The following is a 21,891-nucleotide window of genomic DNA, read 5'->3' as shown; positions in this document are numbered from 1 at the left end:
TATTCACCGGGGCCTTTTATATTAGTTCATTAAACTATTTACCTAAGAAACCATTATACTCAGCATCCGTTGCACAATCCCACCAAACCGGCATGCTCCAGATATTTGGATCTGTTGCGTGTGGATTTACGGCCAGTGCATTGTTTAAGTTATAATTCAATTCAAGCGTTGTAGGTAAAGCCCAGCGGCGTGACCAATACCTGGGATTTGATGGGTCGCCTCCCGTATATTGAGCGGCGCCAGCATATAACGGCCCACGCTTGTACCCGGGATATACTACACCATAGGGCCCTACGTTACCGGCACTATAATTAAACCGGCGCATATCGTTATAGTTTTCAATACTGCAACCCATGGCAACATATTTTTGCAGCATGATGTCCGACATGGTCAAATCACCTGCACCTGCCACCGCTGTACTATTCATATACGCAGTAATGTCACTTGCATCCATAGGCGCCATATCCGGATTGGTAGTCGCAAACCCCGCTGCTTTCCATGAGGTGAGTTTCGCCTGCATCATATCCAGATGCGCCTGTATAGCCGCTTTATAAGCCGTATAAGCATTGGCAACATCTCCTTTTCTCATTAACACTTCCGCCTTAATAAAAAGCATTTCATGATAGGTCAGGATCTCCTGGTCGCTAACCGGACGAACCTGGTAAGAGCCGGTAGACGCGACCACGCCGGCAGTAAATGCAGCTTGGTTAGGATACCAGCTAACATTGGTTTCACCCTGAGTAGGTATACCTGAGGTAGCCAATGCGCTGCTGCGCATATTCACATAAACAGTATCGCCGGCATATAGATAGTTAGTACTATTTATATACAGAGACCCCGCCTTATAGGTAACTGTTACAGTATCTGCAACGACCGAATAAGTACGCCCCGCCGTAACCTGCGCAGCAACAAAATTCGCTTTGTCTGTAGCATTGGAAATAGTATATTTTACGTTTGTGTTCGTAGCGGCATAAGCGGCCGGCAAAATTGAAGCAGGACCGCCTTTTACTAATCGGGTCGCCGATTCATAAGAATCAACACCTATCGAACGAAGCCAGGTATAATTGATTGCTTTGCCACTGCCATCTAATTGTGCACCAGCCATGGTAGCAGGTACAATTTTTGTCATGCGGGGATCGGCTATACCGGCGCCACGCATATTCGTCAGCAGGTCACAATAATATTTGGTAAGGCGGTTAGCACTGCCAAAAGCCGCATAATCAAAGTTGCCGTTTGTTACAACGGGGTCTGTTATTAAATAATCGAGTACCGTACTGTTGTTTAAACCAGTGAGCACTACGTTGTCGGCAATGCTTTGCGGCCCTTTCGACAAACAATATAATATGGAGTCAGCATTATACAGATCTGATTTTTTTGACAGCTTCAGCATATAGCGGGCTTTCAATCCCCAGCATAATTTTATCCATTTGTTTACATCCCCGCCATTCCACATGTCCCCGCTACTCAGTTTGGGCGCTGTGGCATCCTGCGTTCTGCTGAACAGATCGATGGCTTCATTCAATTTTTCCATACAGCCATAGTAAATGGTTTTGCCATCATCAAATGTAGGACTTGGTGTTTCGGTCAATGCCTGGGTATAGGGCATTTCACCATAGAGATCCAGCATTTGCATAAAGCCCAGTGCATGAAATACATCAGCCGCAGCCATATAATGCCAGGCATTCTTTTTCTGGGCTGAATTATACAGGTCGTTCAGATTGGCAGCCACTTCTATAAACCAGGTTTGATACGGCGTGATGTTAACGGAAGTACCAGGGGCCGTCCACGTGGTGCTGAATGAATTGACGTTACCCGTAGCAGTAGAGGTAGTGCTATAATAAACGCCGGTTATGCAGGACGTACGAAAATTGGTAACACCTGCCGAGTAACAATAAAATTTCTGAATCCACGGTAACCTGTTTTGCTCTGCGGCGGTTGCGTTGCTTGGATTACTAGGGTCCGTATTTACATCCAGCCATTTTTTACAGGAGGTTACACCCAATACAAGCAGGCTACCTAATATGATATATTTAAGACTTCTCATAGTTTGCTTTTTAGTCATTTTGGTTAAAACGTCATATTAACTCCGAAAGTGAAACTGGCTACTGCGGGCACGCCCAGGTAATCGATACCTGTTGAACCCGAACCGCCTGTTCCACCTGCTGCGCTTACTTCAGGATCCATTCCTTTGTAGTTGGTCCAGGTATGTAAGTTGTAACCTATGGCCGTTGCCGAAATTTCTTTGAAGATCTTTTTATTCTTTAACAAGCTGGTGAAGTCGTAGCTCAATGACAAGGAACGGAGTTTCACCCAGTTTACCGAAGTGATAAAATTCGTGGAATTTTGCGCATAGCTACCCACTCCAGGGTCTGTACTTGTCCAGTACCGTTGTATCATAGCCTTGCCGGAATAGGTAGTGCCACCAATGACATATGTTTTATCTGCTTCGTAGGTTTGCTCATAATCAGCTCCTGTTACACTGTTGACGCCGCTTACAGTTACCGATTGACGATCATTCAACAGGGTCCTTTTACTTAACCCGTTCAACACCATTGCATATTCTGTTCCATTAAATATATCGCCACCCTTGCGGATGTCGAACAGCACGGACAGGCTAAGATGTTTGTACCGGAGCGTATTATTAAAGCCTGCAAGAAAACTCGGTTCCCGGTTACCTACAATTGGGTTATTGGTGTTCAATTTATATAATCCGGTAGTAGGGTCTACCAGGTAGCGACCATTGGGGATCTCCTTTTTGTCTGCATCCGTCTCACGTAAAAGAGTAGTACCGGTCATTCCCAGGAAATACCCGCCGTTTGGAATAGACGCCGCTTTTACTGTTCCGAATTGAGCGTCTGTAGGATAGAAATAGGATACACCTTGCAGGAAGGTTCCCAGTCTGCCTTTGTTATAAGAGAAATTCAGCATTACATCCCAACCGAAATCCTTTTGGGCAATGGCTTTACCTGTAAGCGATATTTCCATTCCCTTGTTAATTACAGAACCGGAGTTGATAGACTTCAAGATATACCCGCTGGCATTGGATAACCGGGGCTGGGCAATCTGGTTCGATGTCTGGCTGTGATAATAGGTATAATCCAAACCAATACGATTATTCAGGAATCGCAGCTCACCGCCAATTTCCCAGGAATCCTGAATTTCAGGTAATAAAAAAGGATTGCCACTGGTGTATTGATTACCCACTCCGATAAATGAACCGTAAGTGATCGGATTGTTCAAATAAGTAAGTGTAGAATAGGGATTGGCGTCTTTACCAACCCGCGCCCAGCTGGCCCGCACCTTACCAAAAGAAAGATAAGGAATGTTAGGTACTACCTGGGTAAACACAAAAGAACCGCTGATAGAAGGATAGAAATAAGACCTGTTTTCTACAGGCAGTGTCGATGACCAGTCGTTACGTCCGGTGGCTGTCAGAAAAACAATGTCTTTATAAGAAACACCTATTTCGCCATAAGCGCCTACCAACCGTCTTTTGATCACTGCATCTTTAAAGAATTGATTGATGGGTGCTATATTGGTAAAGCTGATGTTGCCGGCAGAAACAAAGTTGTATCCCCAATGGTTCTGGCTTGAAATATCTGTATTTTCTGAAGTGGTCCCCAACATCAGGTGCGTATCGAAACCTTTAAATGTTTTATGCCAGTTACTCATTAAAGTAGTGGTGGTATAGGCATACCCAAGCAGATTTTTGCTCAGCCGGCCATTCTGATACAAGGGCATCACGGCAGAACCCGGAGCGGTATAAGTATAATCATTCGTATTGTACTGGTCGTACCCCAAACGTGCTATCACATCCCACCAGTTGGCAATTTTATAACTGGCGTTGATGCCTCCCGTAATACGTTTTGTTTGTGAGGTCAGTTTATCTTTGTTGACGATCCAGTACGGGTTGTCTACATCGTCTTTCAGCTCTATCGGTCCGGCAAATTTGCGGTATTGCGTTCCATCGATGTTTTGATATCTTGTCATATCAAACACCTGGGGCCAGGCATAGATAGCACCCATGGTGCCATTACCACCGCCACTGTACAAGCCGGCAGTAGTTAAGGTTCTGTCGGTATTGGCAACGGAATACGCAACATTGGCGCTCAGCGTAAGTCTCCCATATTTCTGATCGCCATTGAAACGAAAGGTAGTTTTATCGTACCCGGTGTTAGGAAGGATACCGGTTTGATTAAAGTTGGAACCCGATAAATAAAAAGAACCGTTCTTGGAACCGCCTGATACGTTTACGTTGTTATCGTAAGTGATCCCGTGTTGAAAGAAATTACCGATATTATCATAGAGCGTATCTGTTGGTGCAACGGGCAGTCCCCAGTTGCTATAGGTAATATTGTTAAGCACCCCGTTATTGGCATACGCACCGTTTGCAAATTGCGTTTGTGCTTCAGGCAATTTATTCGCCCAACTGGTGATCACTTTACTGGCCACATTCACTTTCACCGTGCCTTCCGCTCCTTTCTTGGTAGTAATGATGATAACACCATCAGCAGCCCGTGACCCATACAGGGCTGCCGCTGCAGCGCCTTTCAGCACCGACAGGCTTTCGATATCTTCGGGATTTATATCCATTACCCGGTTCGAATAAGTAGTATTACTGCGGGTGGCGCCATCCGTACCTGAATTACCGGTAACCGCGGTAGAGTTATCATATATTACGCCATCGACCACAAACAACGGCTGGTTTTGCCTGCCATCTGAAGTAGAGTTACCACCGCGAATGGTGATAGAGGCGCCGGCGCCGGCTGCGCCGCTGAACTGGGTAATGTTTACACCTGGTACCTTACCTACCAGCGAGTTCACCACGTTGGTATTTTTATTTTTCATCAACTCCCCGGCATTCAGTTCGGTAACCGAATACCCTAATGCCTTTCGCTCTTTTTTAATACCCATTGCGGTAACCACCACATCCTGCATCTGGCCATTATCGCCCAGTGTGAGGCGAACCTGCATATTGGCAGCCGCTTTCATTCTTTGTTTGGAAAAGCTCACATGGCTGAATTCCAGCAGAGCGCCTTCTTTTGCAGCAATGGTGAATTTGCCCTGGATATCTGTAACAGTGGCGCGGTCGGTACCAACCAGCGTAACCGTTACTCCGGCCAGCGGGGCACCATCTTCTGAAAGCACCGTTCCGCTAAGGGGTCCGCCCTGGGCCATCAGGGTGTTTGTGATCATGTTAAGCACGGCAAACATGGTCACACTAAAAAGCTTCCATTTTCTCATACTATTACATTTTGGTTTTTTTACTGCCCATAGCAGCCTGGTGAATTTTCTCATACAGTTTTTTTGGGTCAATGAATCTGTGCGTGAAATAGGGATAGGCTTTTTTTAGTTCAATCGTTACATTGAAGTTGTTCAGTTACCATTGTTTTCATAAGTCCTGATAGGTAAGCGCCCTGTGATGCCGGGCAGGCGCTTATAATACCTGAATACCCAGGTCGATATACGGCCTCAATCTGGGATCGTCGGGTGGAAGCTCTGTGATAAGCACATCGATCTGCTGCACGTCACAGATATGGATAGGTTGTAGTGTATTGATCTTTTCCGATATGGTTAAACAAACGGTTTTCCGGGCCGACTGGATCATGGCCTTTTTTAATTGCACCACTTCCCAATCATTGTCGGTAGTGCCATGTTTCAGATCGATGGCATTGATGCCTAAAAAGCACAGGTCGGCATTGATCTGTTTTATCTTGGAAATGGCTTCGGCGCCAATGGTGATCTTGGAGTTTTTTGAAATGCGGTCACCGATCATTATTACATCGATGTTGGGATGTTGCATGTATTCCAGTATGGCCGGAATGCTGCCCGACATAAATGTTGCCTTTAACTGGCGCGGCAGCGCACGGGCCAGTTCAATAATAGTAGTGCCACCACTGGTGAGCACAAACATGTCGTTCTGTATAAGGGCCGCCGCTTTGTGGGCAATGATCTTTTTATGGTCTTGTGAATAAACGTTGTCGGCCGGGTAATGTACTTCGTTGAATGAGTGGCTGAGGGCGCCGCCATGAACTTTAATGATCTTTCCTTCCTCCGCCAGTTCCTGCAGGTCTCTGCGGATGGTGTCTTCCGAAACCCTGATCTCCTGGCTCAACAAAGACGATAACACCTTATTATGCAGGTGCACCTGGTGCAATATATATGCCTGACGCTCTTTTTTAAGCATAGACTGTTAGTAGTGGTTGTATTGCAATATAACCTTATTTAACGCAAAAAGGAGCATAATAACAAGCCAATAACGCATTTTATGCGGTTTTTAATCTGCAATGACACCCGCCTTGCAGGTTTCTGCAGCATCATATCCTTACAAGCAGTCAATTCATCCACCTCTATGCAGAAAGGTGAAAAGATTTTTAGTCCAACCTGTCCAATTGGGTTTGAACCGGTCATTATTACTGTATAGAAACAATTAATAATAACGATAAAATCACCTCAAATGAAACAGGTAGTTAACATTTACGAAAATGGACAACGCGGACTGAAAGCTTTAAACACCCTGGGTGCTTATTGCCACAAATCATCGGTAGAACTGTCGCTGCAGAATTTAATTTACTATCGGGTATCGCAGCTCAATGGCTGTGCCTTTTGCCTCGATATGCACTCCAAAGACCTGCTGGCACAGGGCGAAAACGTGCAAAGATTGCTGGTGCTGGATGCCTGGAGAGAAACTACTTTTTACACTGAACGCGAACGCGCTGCATTAGCCTGGGCCGAAGCACTCACCAAACTCAATGGCCATATAGACGAGGCAGTACACAATGAAACGTTACAACATTTTACTGAAGAAGAAATGATCGACCTCACCCTGGCTATCATCGCTATTAATGGTTACAACCGGGTAAACGTCGCTTTCATGCAACCAGCTGTTGTTGGAACCTACACACCGGGACAGTTTGCATCTCTATAATATAAAATCTTAACTTTCCCCACCAGCGGGACTAAAAACAAACAGTATGAAAGAATTCATGTTAATTTTCCGTCAGCCCAGTTATGACTTCAGCAATGTAACACCTACCGAAATGCAGGCCCTCGCCAAAAAATGGCAGGACTGGGTAGGCGGTATCGCCGCACAGGGTAAATTAGGTACTACCGGTATTCGCCTCGAAACAGATGGTAAGGTATTGAGAAAAGGCGGTGTGGTAACCGATGGTCCTTTTGTAGAGATCAGGGAACGCCTGGGTAGCTTTTGCATCATAAAAACAGAAAACATCGATGAGGCAGTTACACTGGCCCATGGTTGTCCGGCTTTGGATTACGACGGCAGTGTGGAAGTAAGAGCGGTATTTCAATAGAAAATAGCCAGTTGAAGGTTTAAAGTTGAAAGTTCAGGGCAAACCCGCGGCGTTCTTTCAACTTTAAACTTTGAACTTTCAACTTTAAACTTTACCTATGAAAGAACACGAATCATTAAAACAACTCTTCCAGCAGGAGTTCGCCAAAATGGTGGCGGTTATCAGTAAGCAGTTTGGACTGGAGCATATTGAAATGGCCGAAGACATCGTGAGTGAAACCTTTCTGGCGGCATCGGAAAGCTGGGGTATTAAAGGGCTGCCACCCAATCCTGCAGCCTGGCTGTATGCCGTAGCCAAACAAAAAACGCTGTATCATTTCAGGCGGCACAAGATCTATGAACAAAAAGTGATCCCTGAAATAAAAGCCCAACAACCCCTGAACGAAGAACCTGATGCCATCAACTTCTCCCAACAAAATATAAAAGACAGCCAGCTGCAAATGCTGTTTGCCATTTGTAATCCTGCTATTGCGAGTGAAGCACAGATAGGTCTGGCACTGCGCATCCTTTGCGGTTTTGGCATCGATGAAATTTCCGAAGCCTTTTTAACCAATAAAGAAACCATCAACAAACGGTTGTTCCGTGCCAAAGAAAAACTGCGGAACGAAAATATTCAGCTGATCGCCATCGACAATACCCTGCCCGAGACGGAACTCGAAAACCGGCTCGACAATGTGTTGTTAATTATTTATCTGTTGTTCAGCGAAGGCTATTATTCTCAAACAGAGAACACCATCCTGCGCAAGGATTTTTGTATTGAAGCCATGCGTTTGGGAGTTATGCTAACGGAATACGAACGCACCAACAGCCCCAAAACAAATGCCCTGCTGGCCCTGATGTGTTTTCATGCTTCCCGCTTCAACGCCCGGGTAGACCACAATGACGCACAGGTATTGTACGAACAACAAGACACAGCTTTGTGGGACACCGCACTCATCAACCAGGGCATTCATTTTTTGAACAATGCCGCTACCGGTAATAATGTATGCTCCTACCACCTGGAAGCAGGCATCGCTTACTGGCATTGTATCAAAGAAGACACTACCGAAAAATGGGAGAACATCCTGCAGTTGTACGATCAATTGTTGCTGATCAATTATTCACCCGTAGTGGCCCTGAACAGGATCTTTGCGTTGTACAAGGCCAAAGGAAGAACAATTGCTTTAGCAGAAGCAGCCAAACTGCCCAGCAATAACAGTCATTTTTATTTTCTGCTGATGGGTGAATTGTACAATGGTTTCGATAACCAACAGGCTTTATTGAATTATGAACAGGCACAGGTGCTGGCCAAAACACAACGCGAAAAACAAGGTATTCAGGAAACGATCGATAACCTGAAGGGAAAAAAATAACTGTGTAATTTCCCCTGGCTGTTTGTAATTTTACGCTGATGAAATTACACGTTCTGGTTCTGTGCCCTGTTATTGTAGCTGTATTATCCGGTTCTATGATCTCACCTAAACAGGTGGCCACTACACAGGCTGCTTTGTATAAAGATTCCATTCAACACACTTCGTTGTTTTCCCTCGATGACGTGGAAAGAATAAAAGAATTCTTTCTTACCAATACCGCCCTGCCTGAACAACCTAAAGATTCCGGCTGGCGCCCGGGCTTCCGGCATAAATGCATAAATACTGTACGGGCGGGCCTGGATTACCTGATCTTTGGCGAGTCTTCCATTCCTGATAGTTTGTATAGCCGCCATGGGGTTTTAAATGGTCACGACAACGACATTACTGATCTCGCCAAACGGCTACACGATGGTCATTACATCCGCAGTTACGATACGGTTCGCTTTTTATCATTACGTAAAGATGAATGGGTACCTATTACCAAGGCCGATCCTGTTTCGCGGGGCCTCCCCCCCATGGCATTAGAGAAAAGTTTATGGAATACTTTATTACGGCGGATTGGCAAAGAACGGGGCTTCAGTGTATTCCTGCTATCGGTATGCGATGGCTATCATGCTGCCTTGTTGACCCTCGATCACCGCAACCCGGCTGCAATAAAAGTCTACTGGGCCGATCAAACCCACCGCCATCCTTTGCGTTATTTTGTAAACAATAAACTGGAAGAAGTGCCTGGCAAATATGGTTGGGAAGTAATGCAGGCAAACGGTCCGGCAAAACATTCGGCCGGTTTGGCCCGGGGACTGGATGAATACATGCTGTTAGCCAACCAGCAGTTCTGGTGCGATTGTGGACGCCCCAATCAAAAACCAGGAGATTGTTGTTCTGGCAATTGTTTTCCTTCCATCCAGATCTGGAGAATACAAAAAGTACAAAGTTTATAGTTGAAAGTTCAAAGTTGAAAGTTGGAAGTCCTCTTTTCAAGCCATCGAACCATGTACACCCTAAAACTTTAAACTTTGAACTTTAAACTTTCAACTTATAACTTTAAACTTAGAACTTCTTAACCTAAAAGATCAGCAAGGATATGAGCATGATTCTGTTCTTCGTCCTTAGCAGCATATAATAAGGTTACCTGCTTGTGTTCTTTCACTAATGCTTTCAGGTCTTTCAGCGCGGGATTCTCTTTCAATTCAGCGAGGTATTTCTTTTTAAATTCAACAAAGGTCCCTTCACCGGCATGGAACCATTTTCGCAATTCGGTAGAAGGCGCCACTTCTTTGAGCCAGGTATCTATATCAGCCTTTTCTTTTTTAATACCCCGCGGCCATAGCCGGTCAACCAGAATGCGATAACCATCTTTCGATGCTATCGGCTCGTATATTCTTTTAACAACGATACTCATGGTGTACAACTTTTATACAACGTGAATGTAGCGATTTCCAGGGAAGCTGCAAGTGAGTGGTCAGTTGTCAGTAGTGAGTAGTGAGTAGTGAGTGGTGAGTGGGCTCGCAATTATTCAGCAATCAAAATAATAGCGAGCTCATCTCTGCCTTCTGCCCTCTGCCTTCTGCCCTTCTCACCCCCTCATTTTCCCCGGCGGCACGCCAAACTTTTTACGAAACGCACTATTGAAGTGTTGTACTGAAGAATAACCCAGTCTGTCGGCCACGTCTTTGATGGGTACATTGGCCACCAGCAGGTCGCGTGCCTGGGTTAGTTTATAATCGGTGAGGTAACCAAATACGGTATTATCAAAAAGGGCTTTGAATCCCTGTTTCAATTTAAACTCATTGATCCCTGCTATGCGGGCCAGCTCGCTTAATGAAGGCGGTTGGGCGGCATGTTGTAACAGGTAATCTTTTGCAAAGTGAATGCTATCGGTATCATGTCCGGGTTTCAGGATCAATGAAGGTGTTTGGGGAGCGCGCGCGGCATCTTCATACATCTGGGCCTGTAAGGTGAGTAATTCAATACATTTCGATTGCAGGAATAACAATTTCAATCCACCGCTCACTTTTACATTCATGATGTCCTGCAGGCACTGGTGCATAGCAAATGAAATGGGCATGTTTTCGCGGCTCAGTTCCTGTTCTTTTCCATTGGCTACTTTTTCAGCAAACTCCATTAAGGAAGGGCTACTGTCTTTTGCCAGCTCTAAGAAAAAGCGGGTGGTAAAATGCACTTCCAGGAATTTATATTTATCGAGCTTGCCGCCGTACTGACCGGTGCCGGAAAATACGGGCGTATAATGCATATTGTGCTCGTTGGCTTTGAAATGATGTTCTTTTCCTGATAGCAGGTTCTTCATGCTGCCATCACCCGCTAATGTAAAATGCATTTCAACCAGGTCCATTTCACCGGTTATCTCCCAGTTCAGGCGTTTGGTTTCATACAGCATCATATCACCATACACTATATAGATACCCGAGAAAGCCATTTGCACCATTTCTGCATCACCAAAAGGAAAGCTGTAGATCTCTCTTCGCTCTGTAACCAGGGGCTGTTCTACTATTTTATTCGAAAACACATCGCCCACTTTATACTGGCGACCATTTTCGTCATATACATTGACACCCATAAAATCCGTTTGATGTAAATATTTATCCGTATTGTATAAAAACGTGCAGTTAACCCCTTTTTAATTTTGTAAAGGTAAATTATCTGTTTCGTAAACAAAACATATACAATGTTTCACCTATCTAATTACCACGGCAGTGAACAGGCCGACGAAGCCATGAACGTCGAACTGCCTGCAGCCAGTGAACAGGATTTGTCGCACGTGATAACGGCAAACCGGGTATACAATTATCAAACAACCCATCATTTCTTTGTGGGTGATGAATCAACTGTTGAATTATTCAATGCATTCAAAGGGATCGCTTTGCAAAACGATCATGAATATTTTGGTATACTGGAATTGCATCCCGAATATGAAGCAGTACTAAGTATGTTAAAGCTGTTGATCGACAGTGTGCCTGAATTACCCGAATCGCCCGGTTACAATGCCATTCAATGGATGGAAGATATGCATCCCAATTGCTGGATGGCCTGGAAGAATGCCACCTTTTATTTATCCGGTGGAGCAACATTGATTTCGCGGTTCCAACAATACCTGGTACAGAAGCAGGTAAGCCTGGAACAGATCATCGTCATCAATTAATAACAGAAAACGCAATTAACCTATGATCGATGCGGTAATTACCATACAACATTAATCACATAGCTAATCTCATTCTAATATTTCTCTAATCACACAGAAGGAAATGTCAACTGTACGTTAAAATCGCGTATGTATACTATTGTCACCTATCAGGATAAGCACTAACTTCATCGCGCACAATAATACTATTATCCTTGTACCTTCTATGAGCACCTTGACACTAACCGACGACCGTTCGAACAAACGCGTTCAACGCATTACCGTGTACCCAAACCTGGTTACACAAAAGAAATTCTGGCTACAATTGTACAATGTAGAACAATGTGTTTTTACCGTACAGCTGTACTCGCTTGCAGGACAACAGGTATTTAAACACTTTTTGTACCATGCCGATTTTTATTCAAACCACACTATTTTGTTGCCGAATCACCTGCCCCGCGGCATATACAAAGTAGCAGTGCGTTATGGTGATAATCACCACGTACAGCCGATAGTTATAGATTAGCCCCTTCTTCTTTTTGCTCTACCTCGTTCGCCATAGCCCTGGCGTAGGCGAAGCCCCCTACTTTAAGCACAAACACCTATTAGACTGCCAATACAAGCATTAGTTTTGCACATCCAGACCGTAGGATAGCAATACCTGGTATTGCCATGCGTTTACGTAAAGTAAATCCTATAACCATGGCCTCGTATCCGAACCTGAAGATCTTTATTGTAGATGATGATCTGTTTTGCCTGAACCTGTATCAGCAATTCCTGCTTAACCTCGGTTATATCAATATCACGGCCTTTACTGCCGGCGATGATTGCCTGCAACAGATAAAGGAACAACCCGCCCTTGTGTTTATGGATTATAACATGGAAGGCATGAACGGTATAGAGTTATTGAAAAAGATCAAAGGATTCGACTCACACATCATGGTATACATTATTTCCGGACAGGAGATCGGCCTGGTAGCCAAAGAATCCCTGCAGTATGGTGCGCTTGACTACGTATTAAAATCGTCGCTGAGCCCCGAAAAAATGAATGCGATCATGAAAAGGGTTGAACAGTATTATACACCCCACCGCTCAAAAGAAGGAAAGAGATCGTTCTTCGAAAAAGTGAAGTCAGGTCTGGGCATGTAAACAGCTCGCTTACTAACCAACACTATATGCATTTTTAAAATAGGGCGCTCCATAAGGATCGCCCTATTCGTTTTTTGAATTGTACGAAGTAAGAAATAGGAAACCCGCGAACTTCACACCTCTTACATGTTGAAATTTATCGCGAGGCTTACGGCTGAATTGGGTTTTCATCTCTGCCCTCTGCCTTCTGCCCTCTGCCCTCTGCCTTCTGCCCTCTGCCCTCTGCCCTTCCCACCTACTTCCGTGAAATAACCACCTTACTACCTACGATCTCATACCTGATACCACCTGAAGAAGCAAGCCAACTCAAAAAGTGGCTGATGGGTTTATTGCGATCAAGGGCGCCGGTGAAGCGGAGACCGGCCAGGGTGGGATCTTTTATTTGTATTTCTATTTCGAGCCATCTTTTGGCGATAACAGCTAAGTGTTCCAGTTTTTCATTGGTGAAAAAGTAAACGCCCTGCATCCAGCCCAGCATTAGTGACTCGTCATACTTTTCTTTACGTAATGGACTGTTGCGGTCCTCCACAACTACACCCTCACCAGGTAACAAAACAATACGTTCGCCTAAACCATTTTGAACCGATACAGAGCCGGTCACCAGCGATATGTACGTAGATTCTTTATTATAAGATTTGATATTGAATTCTGTCCCCAATGCCGTTACGGTAAGGCCGTTCACCTGTACGGTAAAGGGTTGGCTGGCGTGCGCTACTTTAAAATAAGCTTCCCCGGCTATTGTTACGTTGCGTTGAGGCTGGGTAAATAGTAAAGGAAATTGCAAAGAAGAGATGGAATTCATCCACACCTTAGTACCATCAGATAGGTGAAAAGTATATTGTTTACCGGCGGGTACCATTACGGTATTGAGGGCGCTGGGGTCGATATTAGCCTTGCGTACATCCTGCATCCAGCTGGCTAAAGAATCTTGAACAGAGGTATGCATCACCTCTCCATTTGCCAGTTTTACCAGTATTCCGGGAGCCGGTGCTATTTTATTACGATTGTGATTTATCAACAAAAACAGCGAAACAATAACAATGCCTGCTACCGCAGCGGCAATACCATACCACCACCAATGTGTATGCCTGTTGAAATCATCCTCCTCACCAATTTGGCCCGTCAGTTTATCTATTATGAGTTGCTCGACGTCATTCATATCAATATAATTGTTCATAGCAAGTATGCTAATAAAACATCAGGGGGTGTCAAATATATTAAGACAATAAAATATACAAAACAGGTAACAAACGGTAAAATAATAATAGTCGCGCAGACTTTCCCGAAGTTTTGCAAATGCCCTGCGCAGCTGCGTTTTAACGGTATTTTCGGTTACACCGGCAATAAAGGCTGCCCCTGGTACTTTTTACCCTCCATGCAAACCAGCTCAAAGATACGTTTGCATTGTTCAGGTAATTGCGCAATAACGCTTTGCACCATTTGAGCGGTTTCCTGAATTTCATGTGGGTATTTTCAAAGTTGTAAGTTAAAAGTTTAAAGGAAGTTAGTTTATCCTTAAACATAAAACTTTAAACTTTAGACCTTGAACAAAAAACAGCAATAAAATATATAAAGAGGGGGATTGAAAATAGATTGGACGTAATTAATTGCGCGCGTAATATCCGGATGGCGCTTATCCGGCGTTGAGCTACCACTACCGCTGAAAGCCCTGATTCCTCCATTGCTTCCTGGATGGACAGGCGATCATAAAAAAGCAACCGGAAAACAATCTGTTCCTGAGCCGGCAGCACCAGCAACTGTTCGTGCATTTGGAGCAACACGGCTTCCCGGGCTACCGGTTCATCGAAACGGGCGGTGGCTATCAATGCCTGATTGAACCAGGCAGCATCTCCACCGGGATCTTTTTCTTTATCGGCCCTGATATAGGACAAACAGATGTTCCGTACCGTTATATACAGGAAGGCTTTTATGTCGGGGAGGGTGCTGAACCGGTCGCGCATGCCGAACAAACGGATAAAAGTTTCCTGCACAATATGATGCGCTTCTTCTTTATTTATTATTAACTGACTGGCAAAATCGAGTAACGGTGCATAATGTTCCTCGTACAATTCTTTTACCATGATGTAGTGACCTCGCTGAAATTCAGTGATAACATCTCGGTTCCGTGCTGACAGGGTCATGGGCATAATTTTCTGGAATGGGAAAATATCTGAACTGGAAATTTCGGGATGGCTGGGATTGATGGGATAAGGAAAATCTGAACTGGAAAATTTCGGGATGTTTGGGATTATTGGGATAAGTAAATATAGTTAATTGGGCAATTCCCCAGGGCAATCTTTTATAAATTTCGTAAATTTCTTTATTAACATTGCCCTCTGCCCTTCCATCACCTGGCTCAATAGTTGATTTATTGACCACAAACATTAAATACTTATGTACACCGGTTTAATTAAAGCTCCAGAAGAAGGAATTGTTCACCTGTTTTATTACTGTTGTATGAAGGATGGGAAATTTGATGAACCTGAACTAAACAACATTTCCGACAAACTCGTTTCCATTGATCTGCAGAAAAAACTCAATTTCAAGGATGAAATGCGCAAGTTCAAATCGTACCAAAACAGCATTACCGATGAAGACGTATATCTCCAATACCTGATCAGCATCATTAAATCGAATAACAATTTGGCGCTGCTTTCCTGGTGTATAGAATTGTGTGCTGCCGATGGGGAGATCAACGAAGAAGAGAAACTGCTGCTTGTACGCATTGGCAACATGCTGAACATTGGCGATACTGAACAGGATTTAATTCAAAGACTGATGGCCCAACGAAGAAATGTATTATTAGAGAAAGAATTTTAAACGTCCGGGTGGTAAGCCCCTTGTAGGGGGAGGAGATAAAAAAACAAAGCCGGATGCCTACCCAGGCACCCGGCGTGCTACCACATCTCTATTCTTCCATGCGTTATTTTTGAATTGAATTCAGTCAGCATTTTGTTTTTATTCAACATCTGCAACATCTCAATTTCCCGGCAATTTGTTAATAGCATTAACAAAATTATGCCAGTGCATTATAGCTTCATATTGCGTGTGTAACAGTATGATATGTAGTTAATTTTCCACGATTTCACTACCACCCTACCCCATAATCTTCACCATGATTGCTTGAACCGCCCCACATACTTCCATGCCTGCTATCGAAGTAAATGGCATTCACTGGTCCGCTTGTACGATCTTCATACATCAGCTTATAACCCATCTTCATCAGCTCGCGGCGGATCCAGTCGGGCGTGTTACTGTTCACCAGTAATGAACCGGGTTTAGGTTTACGGTCCTCCCCTCCTAATGACAGGTACAATTGATTGGTGTTGACATTGGGCGCTTCTACTGCTTCCTGCACGGTCATACCAAACTCGGTTACATTTAAAAAGAACTGCAGCAGATTCTGGTCCTGTGTATCGCCGCCCTGCACCGCAAAAGATAAAAATGGTTTTCCATCTTTCATGGCCAGTGTGGGGGTAAGCGTTACCCGGGGGTGTTTTCCCGGTTCCACCACATTAAAAGGATCCAGTACCGAATCGAGCACAAAACTTTGCATCCGCTGGCTCATGCCCACTCCGGTTTTGCCGGCAATACAGGCAGGCAGCCAGCCCCCGCTGGGGGTAACCGAAACTACCCACCCTGCTGAGTCAGCCGCTTCTACCGAAGTAGTACCCAACCATAATTTCTCCATATACTTTTCGTCGGGCGGTGTATACACCAGAGGTTTATTACTGCTCCATTGTTGTAAGAAATTTGCGAAAGGATTTGTTTGTCCTTCAAACGGATAAGGATCACCGGGCAGGGCTGGTGACAAATTTTTAGTGGGGTTGATCAATTTAGCGCGCTCCTTTGCGTACTCTTTCGACAACAACCCTTTCATGGGTTCTTCCGGCGCAAAGTAAGGATCGCCATAATAAAAATCGCGATCGGCAAAAGCCAGCTGCATGGCCTGCGTTACGGTATGAATATAGCGGGCAGAGTTATACCCCATGCTTTTCAAATCGAAATTCTCCAGGATGTTCAGCATCTGCAACATCGCCGGACCTTGCGTCCACTGTTGTAATTTATATACATCCACACCTTTATAATTAACACTCATGGGTTCTTCAATTCGCACTTTCCATTTGGCCAGGTCGGCCTCGGTAATCAGGCCACCCTGTTCCTGACAACCCCGTACAAATTCTTTGGCAATATCACCGGTGTAGAACCGGGCGTAGGCCGCATAGATCGCGTCTTTTCGGTTCTTTCCTTTTTTCAAAGCCTGCTGTTCAGCTTCCACCATTTTGCGGAGTGTCTCCAACAGATCGTTTTGTTTGAAGATCTCACCGGCTTCAGGCGCTTCCCGTTCCTGGCCAGCATGTGGTAAGAAAACAGCTTTTGAGTAAGGCCATTGTTTTATCCGTTCCTTTCCGCGTTCCATACTATTGGCGGTTTGCGCTTCAATGGGGTAACCGGCGGCCATTTGCATGGCAGGGGTCAATACGTCTTTCAGACTCATGGTGCCGTATTCAGCCAGCATGGTGCAAATACCACCGGGCGTACCAGGCGTTACCGCTGCCAGCGGACCATACTCAGGCACATACTTCATACCTTTGCCTTTGAAGAACTCCGGCGTAGCACCGGTAGGCGCCACACCCAGCGCATTGATGCCGATGACTTTACCCGTATGCGGGTTATAGATCAGGGCCTGGGTTTCGCCGCCCCAGCTCAACACATCCCACATGGTGCAGGTAGCCGCGATCATGGCGCAGGCTGCATCCACGGCATTGCCACCTTTTTGAAAAATAGCAGCACCAGCCGTTGCCGCCAGCGGTTTGCCGGTAATTGCCAGCCAGTTTTTTGCGTGTAAGGGTGGTTTTTGGGTTTGCTGTGCCTGCAAAGACAGCAATTGAAAAAGGGAAAAGGAGAGAATCAGGAATTTTCTCATGTGTTGTTAGTTTTGATTTACTAAAGATAAGACGTTGTTGTTGAATGATTCCGGTTGCCGTACCTCCCGGAATGTGACCACTTATAATTACACTTTCGTCTACTTCCCTCCCTGTCAGCACCCTGTTTTTGCCCTTCCGGAACCAGTTCAGATTCATGTCATTATAATAGATATTCCATAGATATTCCACTGATATCCCGAAGATGACTCACAGATATCCCGCCTCTATATAGAGGCGGGATATCTGCAGTATATCGCTGCGTTATTATTAGTGCAAACCTTTGATGAAAGTATAGTTAACCTATAGTTTGCCTGTGTTGAGCCCGAATAAGTAGTGACAATGAACCGAACAGTGTAGAAGCATTTCTACACCCTTATATAACCATGCCCCTGCGGTCAATTGATAATTATCAATTTAGAAAAGAAGTGCCCAATTTCCCGATGGTATAAGATTTCATTTATCATGAGGTATGAAGTACATCCTCTATTTATTTCTTGTTACCCTATTGTTTGCCAGTTGTGGAAACGGTGCTGAAAACAAAAATGGAGAAAGCGAAAGTGAAACCGGCCCCAATGCCCTGAAGAACATTTCCAGGCGGGACCTGAGCATTACAAAAGCCAACTCTTATTCAGATCTGTTTCTGGACAGTGCCGCCCTGGATGATTTCATCGCCCGGCACCATCTGACCGATACCCTGGCCAACCGGATGATCAGCTTTTACAATGCCCGCAATTATCAATACGCCTGGTTCACCAGCGAAGGGTTTACTGAAGAAGCACAAGGCTTCTGGAACCTGTTCGATCACTACCTCACCTACTCAGGCGATACCACATTGGCCAACAAAAGCCTTGAAAAACAAATGAATCGGTTGCTGGCTGATAGTTTTACTGTAAGCGCCGACAACAAAGGCCTGCGACAAACCGAATTACAACTTACCCATAGCCTACTCAAATATGCTTCCAAAAATTTTGAGAAAGGATATGTAAAGCGGAAAGAGCTGGAACGGCTCGTGCCCTTTAAAAAAGCCGATCCCCTGCAACTGGCCGATTCCCTGCTTTCTAAAAAACATAAAAACAATAAGTATTTCGAAGACATCAATACCAATTACAAATCACTAAAAATGCAGCTGCAGAAATATGTGGAGCTGAATAAAAGAGGCACCCTGCCCACCATTCCTGCAGAAGCGAAGGCTTTGAAGAAAGGCAAATCCTCGCTGCACGTTCCCCTGATAAAACAATACCTGCAAATGACCGGCGACCTGGCTGGCAATGATACGTCCAACGTATTTAACGACACCCTGGCCGAAGGCATAACGCACATCCAGGAGCGATTCGGGATGAAGGGCACCGGCACGCTGAACAAGGACCTGATCACCGAAATGAACGTGCCCCTGCGCAACCGCATCGAGCAGATCCTGATCAACATGGGCCGCATGCGCTGGATGCCATCCCAACCCAATGGCACCCTCCTTATCATCAACATCCCTGAGTTCATTTTACACTTATTTGAAAATGGTAAAAAGGAATTCGATATGAATGTAGTGGTAGGCAAGGATGGACACAGTACCACCCAGTTTACCGGCACGCTTAACCAGGTGGTATTTGCGCCCTACTGGAATATTCCTCCCCGGATTGTAACCAATGAGATCTTACCTGAGATAGAAAAAAATAAAAATTACCTGGAAGAGAACGAAATGGAAGACCAGGGCGATAAGGACGGCGATGGCATTCCTGATATTCGTCAGCTGCCTGGAGATAAAAACGCATTGGGTAAGGTGAAGTTCCTGTTTCCCAACAGCTTTGATATTTATCTGCACGATACACCGGCCAAGAGTTTATTCAACCAGTCGAAACGCGCATTCAGTCATGGCTGCATTCGCCTGGCCGATGCCCAAAAGATGGCCGGGTACCTGTTACGCAATGATCCTGACTGGGATGCCACCAAAATAGCAGATGCCATGAATGCCAAAGAACAGAAAGTGGTGAAGCTGAAAGACAAAGCCGAAGTGTTCATCACCTACTACACAGCCTGGGTAGATGATGCCGGCCGTTTGAACTTCAGGGAAGATGTGTACGGGCATGACAAGAAAGTGAAAAGTATGCTATTTCAGTAAGCGGATTTGGGAGTGGTAATGCTGTAAGCTCTAAGCGGTAAGCGGTAAGCGGTAAGCTGTAAGCGGTAAGCCAAATACAAAAAGCCGAAAGAGGTAGCCGCTACACTATAAGCGGTGGAATGTTCAGCTTTAGTTGTTCTAATTTTCGGCAGTAAGTACTTTACTTATGCACTGACAAATAATACAACTTACTAACTGGTGCCCTAAACCGTTTTATTACAATTGAGTATTAAAGTATACAGAAAAAAGAATGACATGTTGACAATTAAAAAATAATAGGACAGCGTAAAATGCAGACGGGCAGCGGCGTGTAGCCGATAAAAAATAAATTAATTAGTGTTTTTTTATAATTGTAGCATGAGAATTGCTCATAACTTTGTGTTTCACTTGTTACATACTTTGGACTATGCGAATTGAAGTAAAGAAAAATATCCACTTCACCAAGTTGGTGAAAGTGAATGGACGGTTGAAGGAATTTAACTTCAGGAAATTGGGCGGATCCAATGAAGGATTATTTACTGTGGATGTAAGCGATGACAGAGGTAACCGTATCCTGTTTCGCATGCAAAAGGAACAAGACAGTTGGAAGATACTGCCACAGACTCTGCCAAATTGGGTGATGGATAAGGAGACTACCTTTCATGATCTGATAGAGGAAGAGTTGCGGAGTATATAACCCGCACCTGGTTTTCTGCTTCCCCCCAAAGCCTGGTCCCGCATAAGCCGGGAGCATCAGGCAAGTTATGTTAGCTAATTTTTTAGTTGATCGTTTTTAGTTGTTATAAACTTTGTTGGTTTATAACCGGGAATTTATTGTCGTAACCTGCCTGATATTCGTAACAGGCAGGTTATTAAGTTTATAGGTTATTAGGTGTAGGTTATTGGGTTATTGGGTTATTGGGTTATTGGGTTATTGGGTTGATGTTTAAAGTTTTGAGTTCATGTTCTTAGTTCTTAGTTCTCAGTTTTTAGTTTTTGATTGAGACTCTGCCCTCTGCCCTCTGCCTTCTGCCCTCTGCCTTCTGCCTTCTGCCCTCTGCCCTCTGCCCTCTGCCCTCTGCCCTTTGCTTCTGCCTTTTCCCATTTACCTAATGTGTGTCCACTTTTCCACACTTCTTTTTACTAAATCATTGATGATCAATAGCACGTGGTCGAGGCATCACTTTTAAATGGATATAGGAAACATTTAACTATGAAACCGGCAAATACCCAAAGCAGCAGTAGTAGTGGTAATGAAATTTACAGCAATTCGGAACACATTGCGCTGATCACCTTTGTGATCTTTTTGATCACCGCTTTTGTGGCTTCCTGTATCTATGTTGGTATCGATGGTTTCTTAAGCAAATAAATGATTACAGTTTTACCCAATTTTCGCAGTGCACGTAGTACAGAAAGCCCCGACGGTACCGCCGGGGCTTCTTCATGTTGGTAAGCCGAAGGGTAGTATCAATACATTAACAACAATGTTTATTGTAAACAATACAATTAAACATTTGGGCGTAGCAAACCGGGTGGCCGACTCTCTACCGGCTACTACGCCCGAGGTAAGGAGTATGGATTAAACAAAAGACTTTATGCGATATTCATTCATATCGACATGGCTAAACAACAACTGCTTTTCTTTCTAAAGGGGAATATTCAAACAAGGCGTGACTACAGAAGATGCTATTCCGGGGATAGCTCTTCCTTAAAGAAGATTGTTCTTCAGATACAATAGATCTGCTACAGAATAATAATAAAGAACGGATGAATAATGGTACATAAGGTATAACATCCGCTACAATCAGAAAGGTTGCCTCACCAATCTTCTTCATAGGTAACAATTAGTCGACCACTGTATAACAAAAATGCTGCCACTTGTTATTTAGTAGCCAAACAACTATGCGGGATGATGAAGT

At 44.5% G+C, this 21,891-nt stretch carries 19 protein-coding genes; 11 read left to right on the top strand and 8 right to left on the bottom strand.

From position 1 onward, the window contains the following. Window positions 1–34 precede the first annotated feature (34 nt). The 3 genes from BMX95_RS32990 to BMX95_RS32980 all read right to left on the bottom strand — a co-directional run bounded on the left by BMX95_RS32990 (window position 35) and on the right by BMX95_RS32980 (window position 6,187). Window positions 35–2,044, bottom strand: a complete 2,010-nt coding sequence (locus BMX95_RS32990; protein ID WP_081200707.1) for a SusD/RagB family nutrient-binding outer membrane lipoprotein — start codon at window positions 2,042–2,044, stop codon at window positions 35–37. 23 nt (window positions 2,045–2,067) lie between these two features. Then, a complete protein-coding gene (locus BMX95_RS32985) occupies window positions 2,068–5,244 on the bottom strand; it encodes a SusC/RagA family TonB-linked outer membrane protein (RefSeq protein WP_242673132.1) in 3,177 nt (1,058 codons plus the stop codon). A gap of 193 nt (window positions 5,245–5,437) precedes the next feature. Further along, window positions 5,438–6,187 carry a DeoR/GlpR family DNA-binding transcription regulator gene (locus BMX95_RS32980; protein ID WP_081200693.1) on the bottom strand — a complete coding sequence of 250 codons (750 nt, stop codon included), beginning with the start codon at window positions 6,185–6,187 and terminating at the stop codon, window positions 5,438–5,440. Window positions 6,188–6,457: 270 nt separating this feature from the next. Here BMX95_RS32980 and BMX95_RS32975 point away from each other — a divergent pair, with 270 nt between their 5' ends. The 4 genes from BMX95_RS32975 to BMX95_RS32960 all read left to right on the top strand — a co-directional run bounded on the left by BMX95_RS32975 (window position 6,458) and on the right by BMX95_RS32960 (window position 9,605). Further along, window positions 6,458–6,928 (top strand): carboxymuconolactone decarboxylase family protein, encoded by a 471-nt coding sequence (locus BMX95_RS32975; protein WP_081200692.1) that lies wholly within the window; start codon window positions 6,458–6,460, stop codon window positions 6,926–6,928. Between the two features lie 46 nt (window positions 6,929–6,974). Further along, window positions 6,975–7,313, top strand: a complete 339-nt coding sequence (locus BMX95_RS32970) for a YciI family protein (protein ID WP_081200691.1) — start codon at window positions 6,975–6,977, stop codon at window positions 7,311–7,313. Window positions 7,314–7,410: 97 nt separating this feature from the next. Continuing rightward, window positions 7,411–8,664, top strand: a complete 1,254-nt coding sequence (locus tag BMX95_RS32965) for an RNA polymerase sigma factor (protein ID WP_081200690.1) — start codon at window positions 7,411–7,413, stop codon at window positions 8,662–8,664. A gap of 38 nt (window positions 8,665–8,702) precedes the next feature. Further along, on the top strand, window positions 8,703–9,605 hold the full coding sequence (locus BMX95_RS32960; protein ID WP_081200689.1) for a hypothetical protein: 903 nt from the start codon (window positions 8,703–8,705) through the stop codon (window positions 9,603–9,605). A gap of 119 nt (window positions 9,606–9,724) precedes the next feature. On the opposite strand, the gene BMX95_RS32955 is transcribed toward BMX95_RS32960, so the two are convergent. Both BMX95_RS32955 and BMX95_RS32950 read right to left on the bottom strand, forming a co-directional pair. Continuing rightward, window positions 9,725–10,066 carry a DUF488 domain-containing protein gene (locus BMX95_RS32955; protein WP_081200688.1) on the bottom strand — a complete coding sequence of 114 codons (342 nt, stop codon included), beginning with the start codon at window positions 10,064–10,066 and terminating at the stop codon, window positions 9,725–9,727. 174 nt (window positions 10,067–10,240) lie between these two features. Continuing rightward, entirely contained in the window at window positions 10,241–11,242 is a 1,002-nt protein-coding gene (locus tag BMX95_RS32950; protein ID WP_081200687.1) for a helix-turn-helix transcriptional regulator, read from the bottom strand. Between the two features lie 108 nt (window positions 11,243–11,350). On the opposite strand from BMX95_RS32950, the gene BMX95_RS32945 reads away from it, so the two are divergent. The 3 genes from BMX95_RS32945 to BMX95_RS32935 all read left to right on the top strand — a co-directional run bounded on the left by BMX95_RS32945 (window position 11,351) and on the right by BMX95_RS32935 (window position 12,952). Further along, the gene (locus tag BMX95_RS32945) at window positions 11,351–11,824 is read left to right on the top strand and encodes a hypothetical protein (RefSeq protein WP_081200686.1); all 474 of its coding nucleotides are present in this window, start codon (window positions 11,351–11,353) and stop codon (window positions 11,822–11,824) included. 205 nt (window positions 11,825–12,029) lie between these two features. Next, window positions 12,030–12,329, top strand: coding sequence for a T9SS type A sorting domain-containing protein (locus BMX95_RS32940; RefSeq protein WP_081200685.1), 300 nt, complete (start codon window positions 12,030–12,032; stop codon window positions 12,327–12,329). A gap of 146 nt (window positions 12,330–12,475) precedes the next feature. Beyond that, window positions 12,476–12,952, top strand: a complete 477-nt coding sequence (locus BMX95_RS32935; protein WP_242673131.1) for a response regulator — start codon at window positions 12,476–12,478, stop codon at window positions 12,950–12,952. A gap of 235 nt (window positions 12,953–13,187) precedes the next feature. Here BMX95_RS32935 and BMX95_RS32930 read toward each other — a convergent pair whose 3' ends face one another. Both BMX95_RS32930 and BMX95_RS32920 read right to left on the bottom strand, forming a co-directional pair. Next, window positions 13,188–14,111: a FecR family protein gene (locus tag BMX95_RS32930; protein WP_165758938.1), complete on the bottom strand. Its 924-nt coding sequence runs from the start codon at window positions 14,109–14,111 to the stop codon at window positions 13,188–13,190. 370 nt (window positions 14,112–14,481) lie between these two features. Beyond that, window positions 14,482–15,093, bottom strand: a complete 612-nt coding sequence (locus tag BMX95_RS32920) for an RNA polymerase sigma factor (protein WP_165758937.1) — start codon at window positions 15,091–15,093, stop codon at window positions 14,482–14,484. A gap of 316 nt (window positions 15,094–15,409) precedes the next feature. Here BMX95_RS32920 and BMX95_RS32915 point away from each other — a divergent pair, with 316 nt between their 5' ends. After that, window positions 15,410–15,772 carry a TerB family tellurite resistance protein gene (locus BMX95_RS32915; protein ID WP_177193740.1) on the top strand — a complete coding sequence of 121 codons (363 nt, stop codon included), beginning with the start codon at window positions 15,410–15,412 and terminating at the stop codon, window positions 15,770–15,772. 268 nt (window positions 15,773–16,040) lie between these two features. Here BMX95_RS32915 and BMX95_RS32910 read toward each other — a convergent pair whose 3' ends face one another. Then, entirely contained in the window at window positions 16,041–17,879 is a 1,839-nt protein-coding gene (locus tag BMX95_RS32910; RefSeq protein ID WP_081200680.1) for a gamma-glutamyltransferase family protein, read from the bottom strand. 470 nt (window positions 17,880–18,349) lie between these two features. Between BMX95_RS32910 and BMX95_RS32905 the strand changes: the two genes are divergently transcribed. From BMX95_RS32905 to BMX95_RS35190, 3 genes are all read left to right on the top strand, one after another. Continuing rightward, window positions 18,350–19,993 carry a L,D-transpeptidase family protein gene (locus BMX95_RS32905; RefSeq protein ID WP_081200679.1) on the top strand — a complete coding sequence of 548 codons (1,644 nt, stop codon included), beginning with the start codon at window positions 18,350–18,352 and terminating at the stop codon, window positions 19,991–19,993. 406 nt (window positions 19,994–20,399) lie between these two features. Then, window positions 20,400–20,669, top strand: coding sequence for a hypothetical protein (locus BMX95_RS32900; RefSeq protein WP_081200678.1), 270 nt, complete (start codon window positions 20,400–20,402; stop codon window positions 20,667–20,669). A 516-nt stretch (window positions 20,670–21,185) separates the two neighbouring features. Next, on the top strand, window positions 21,186–21,341 hold the full coding sequence (locus tag BMX95_RS35190) for a hypothetical protein (protein ID WP_165758936.1): 156 nt from the start codon (window positions 21,186–21,188) through the stop codon (window positions 21,339–21,341). Window positions 21,342–21,891 lie beyond the last annotated feature (550 nt).

This window comes from Niastella yeongjuensis, from assembly GCF_900110245.1.
Taxonomy (GTDB): domain Bacteria; phylum Bacteroidota; class Bacteroidia; order Chitinophagales; family Chitinophagaceae; genus Niastella; species Niastella yeongjuensis.
The sequence above is the reverse complement of the archived record's forward strand: the minus strand, read 5'-3'. Positions and strand labels throughout refer to the sequence as shown.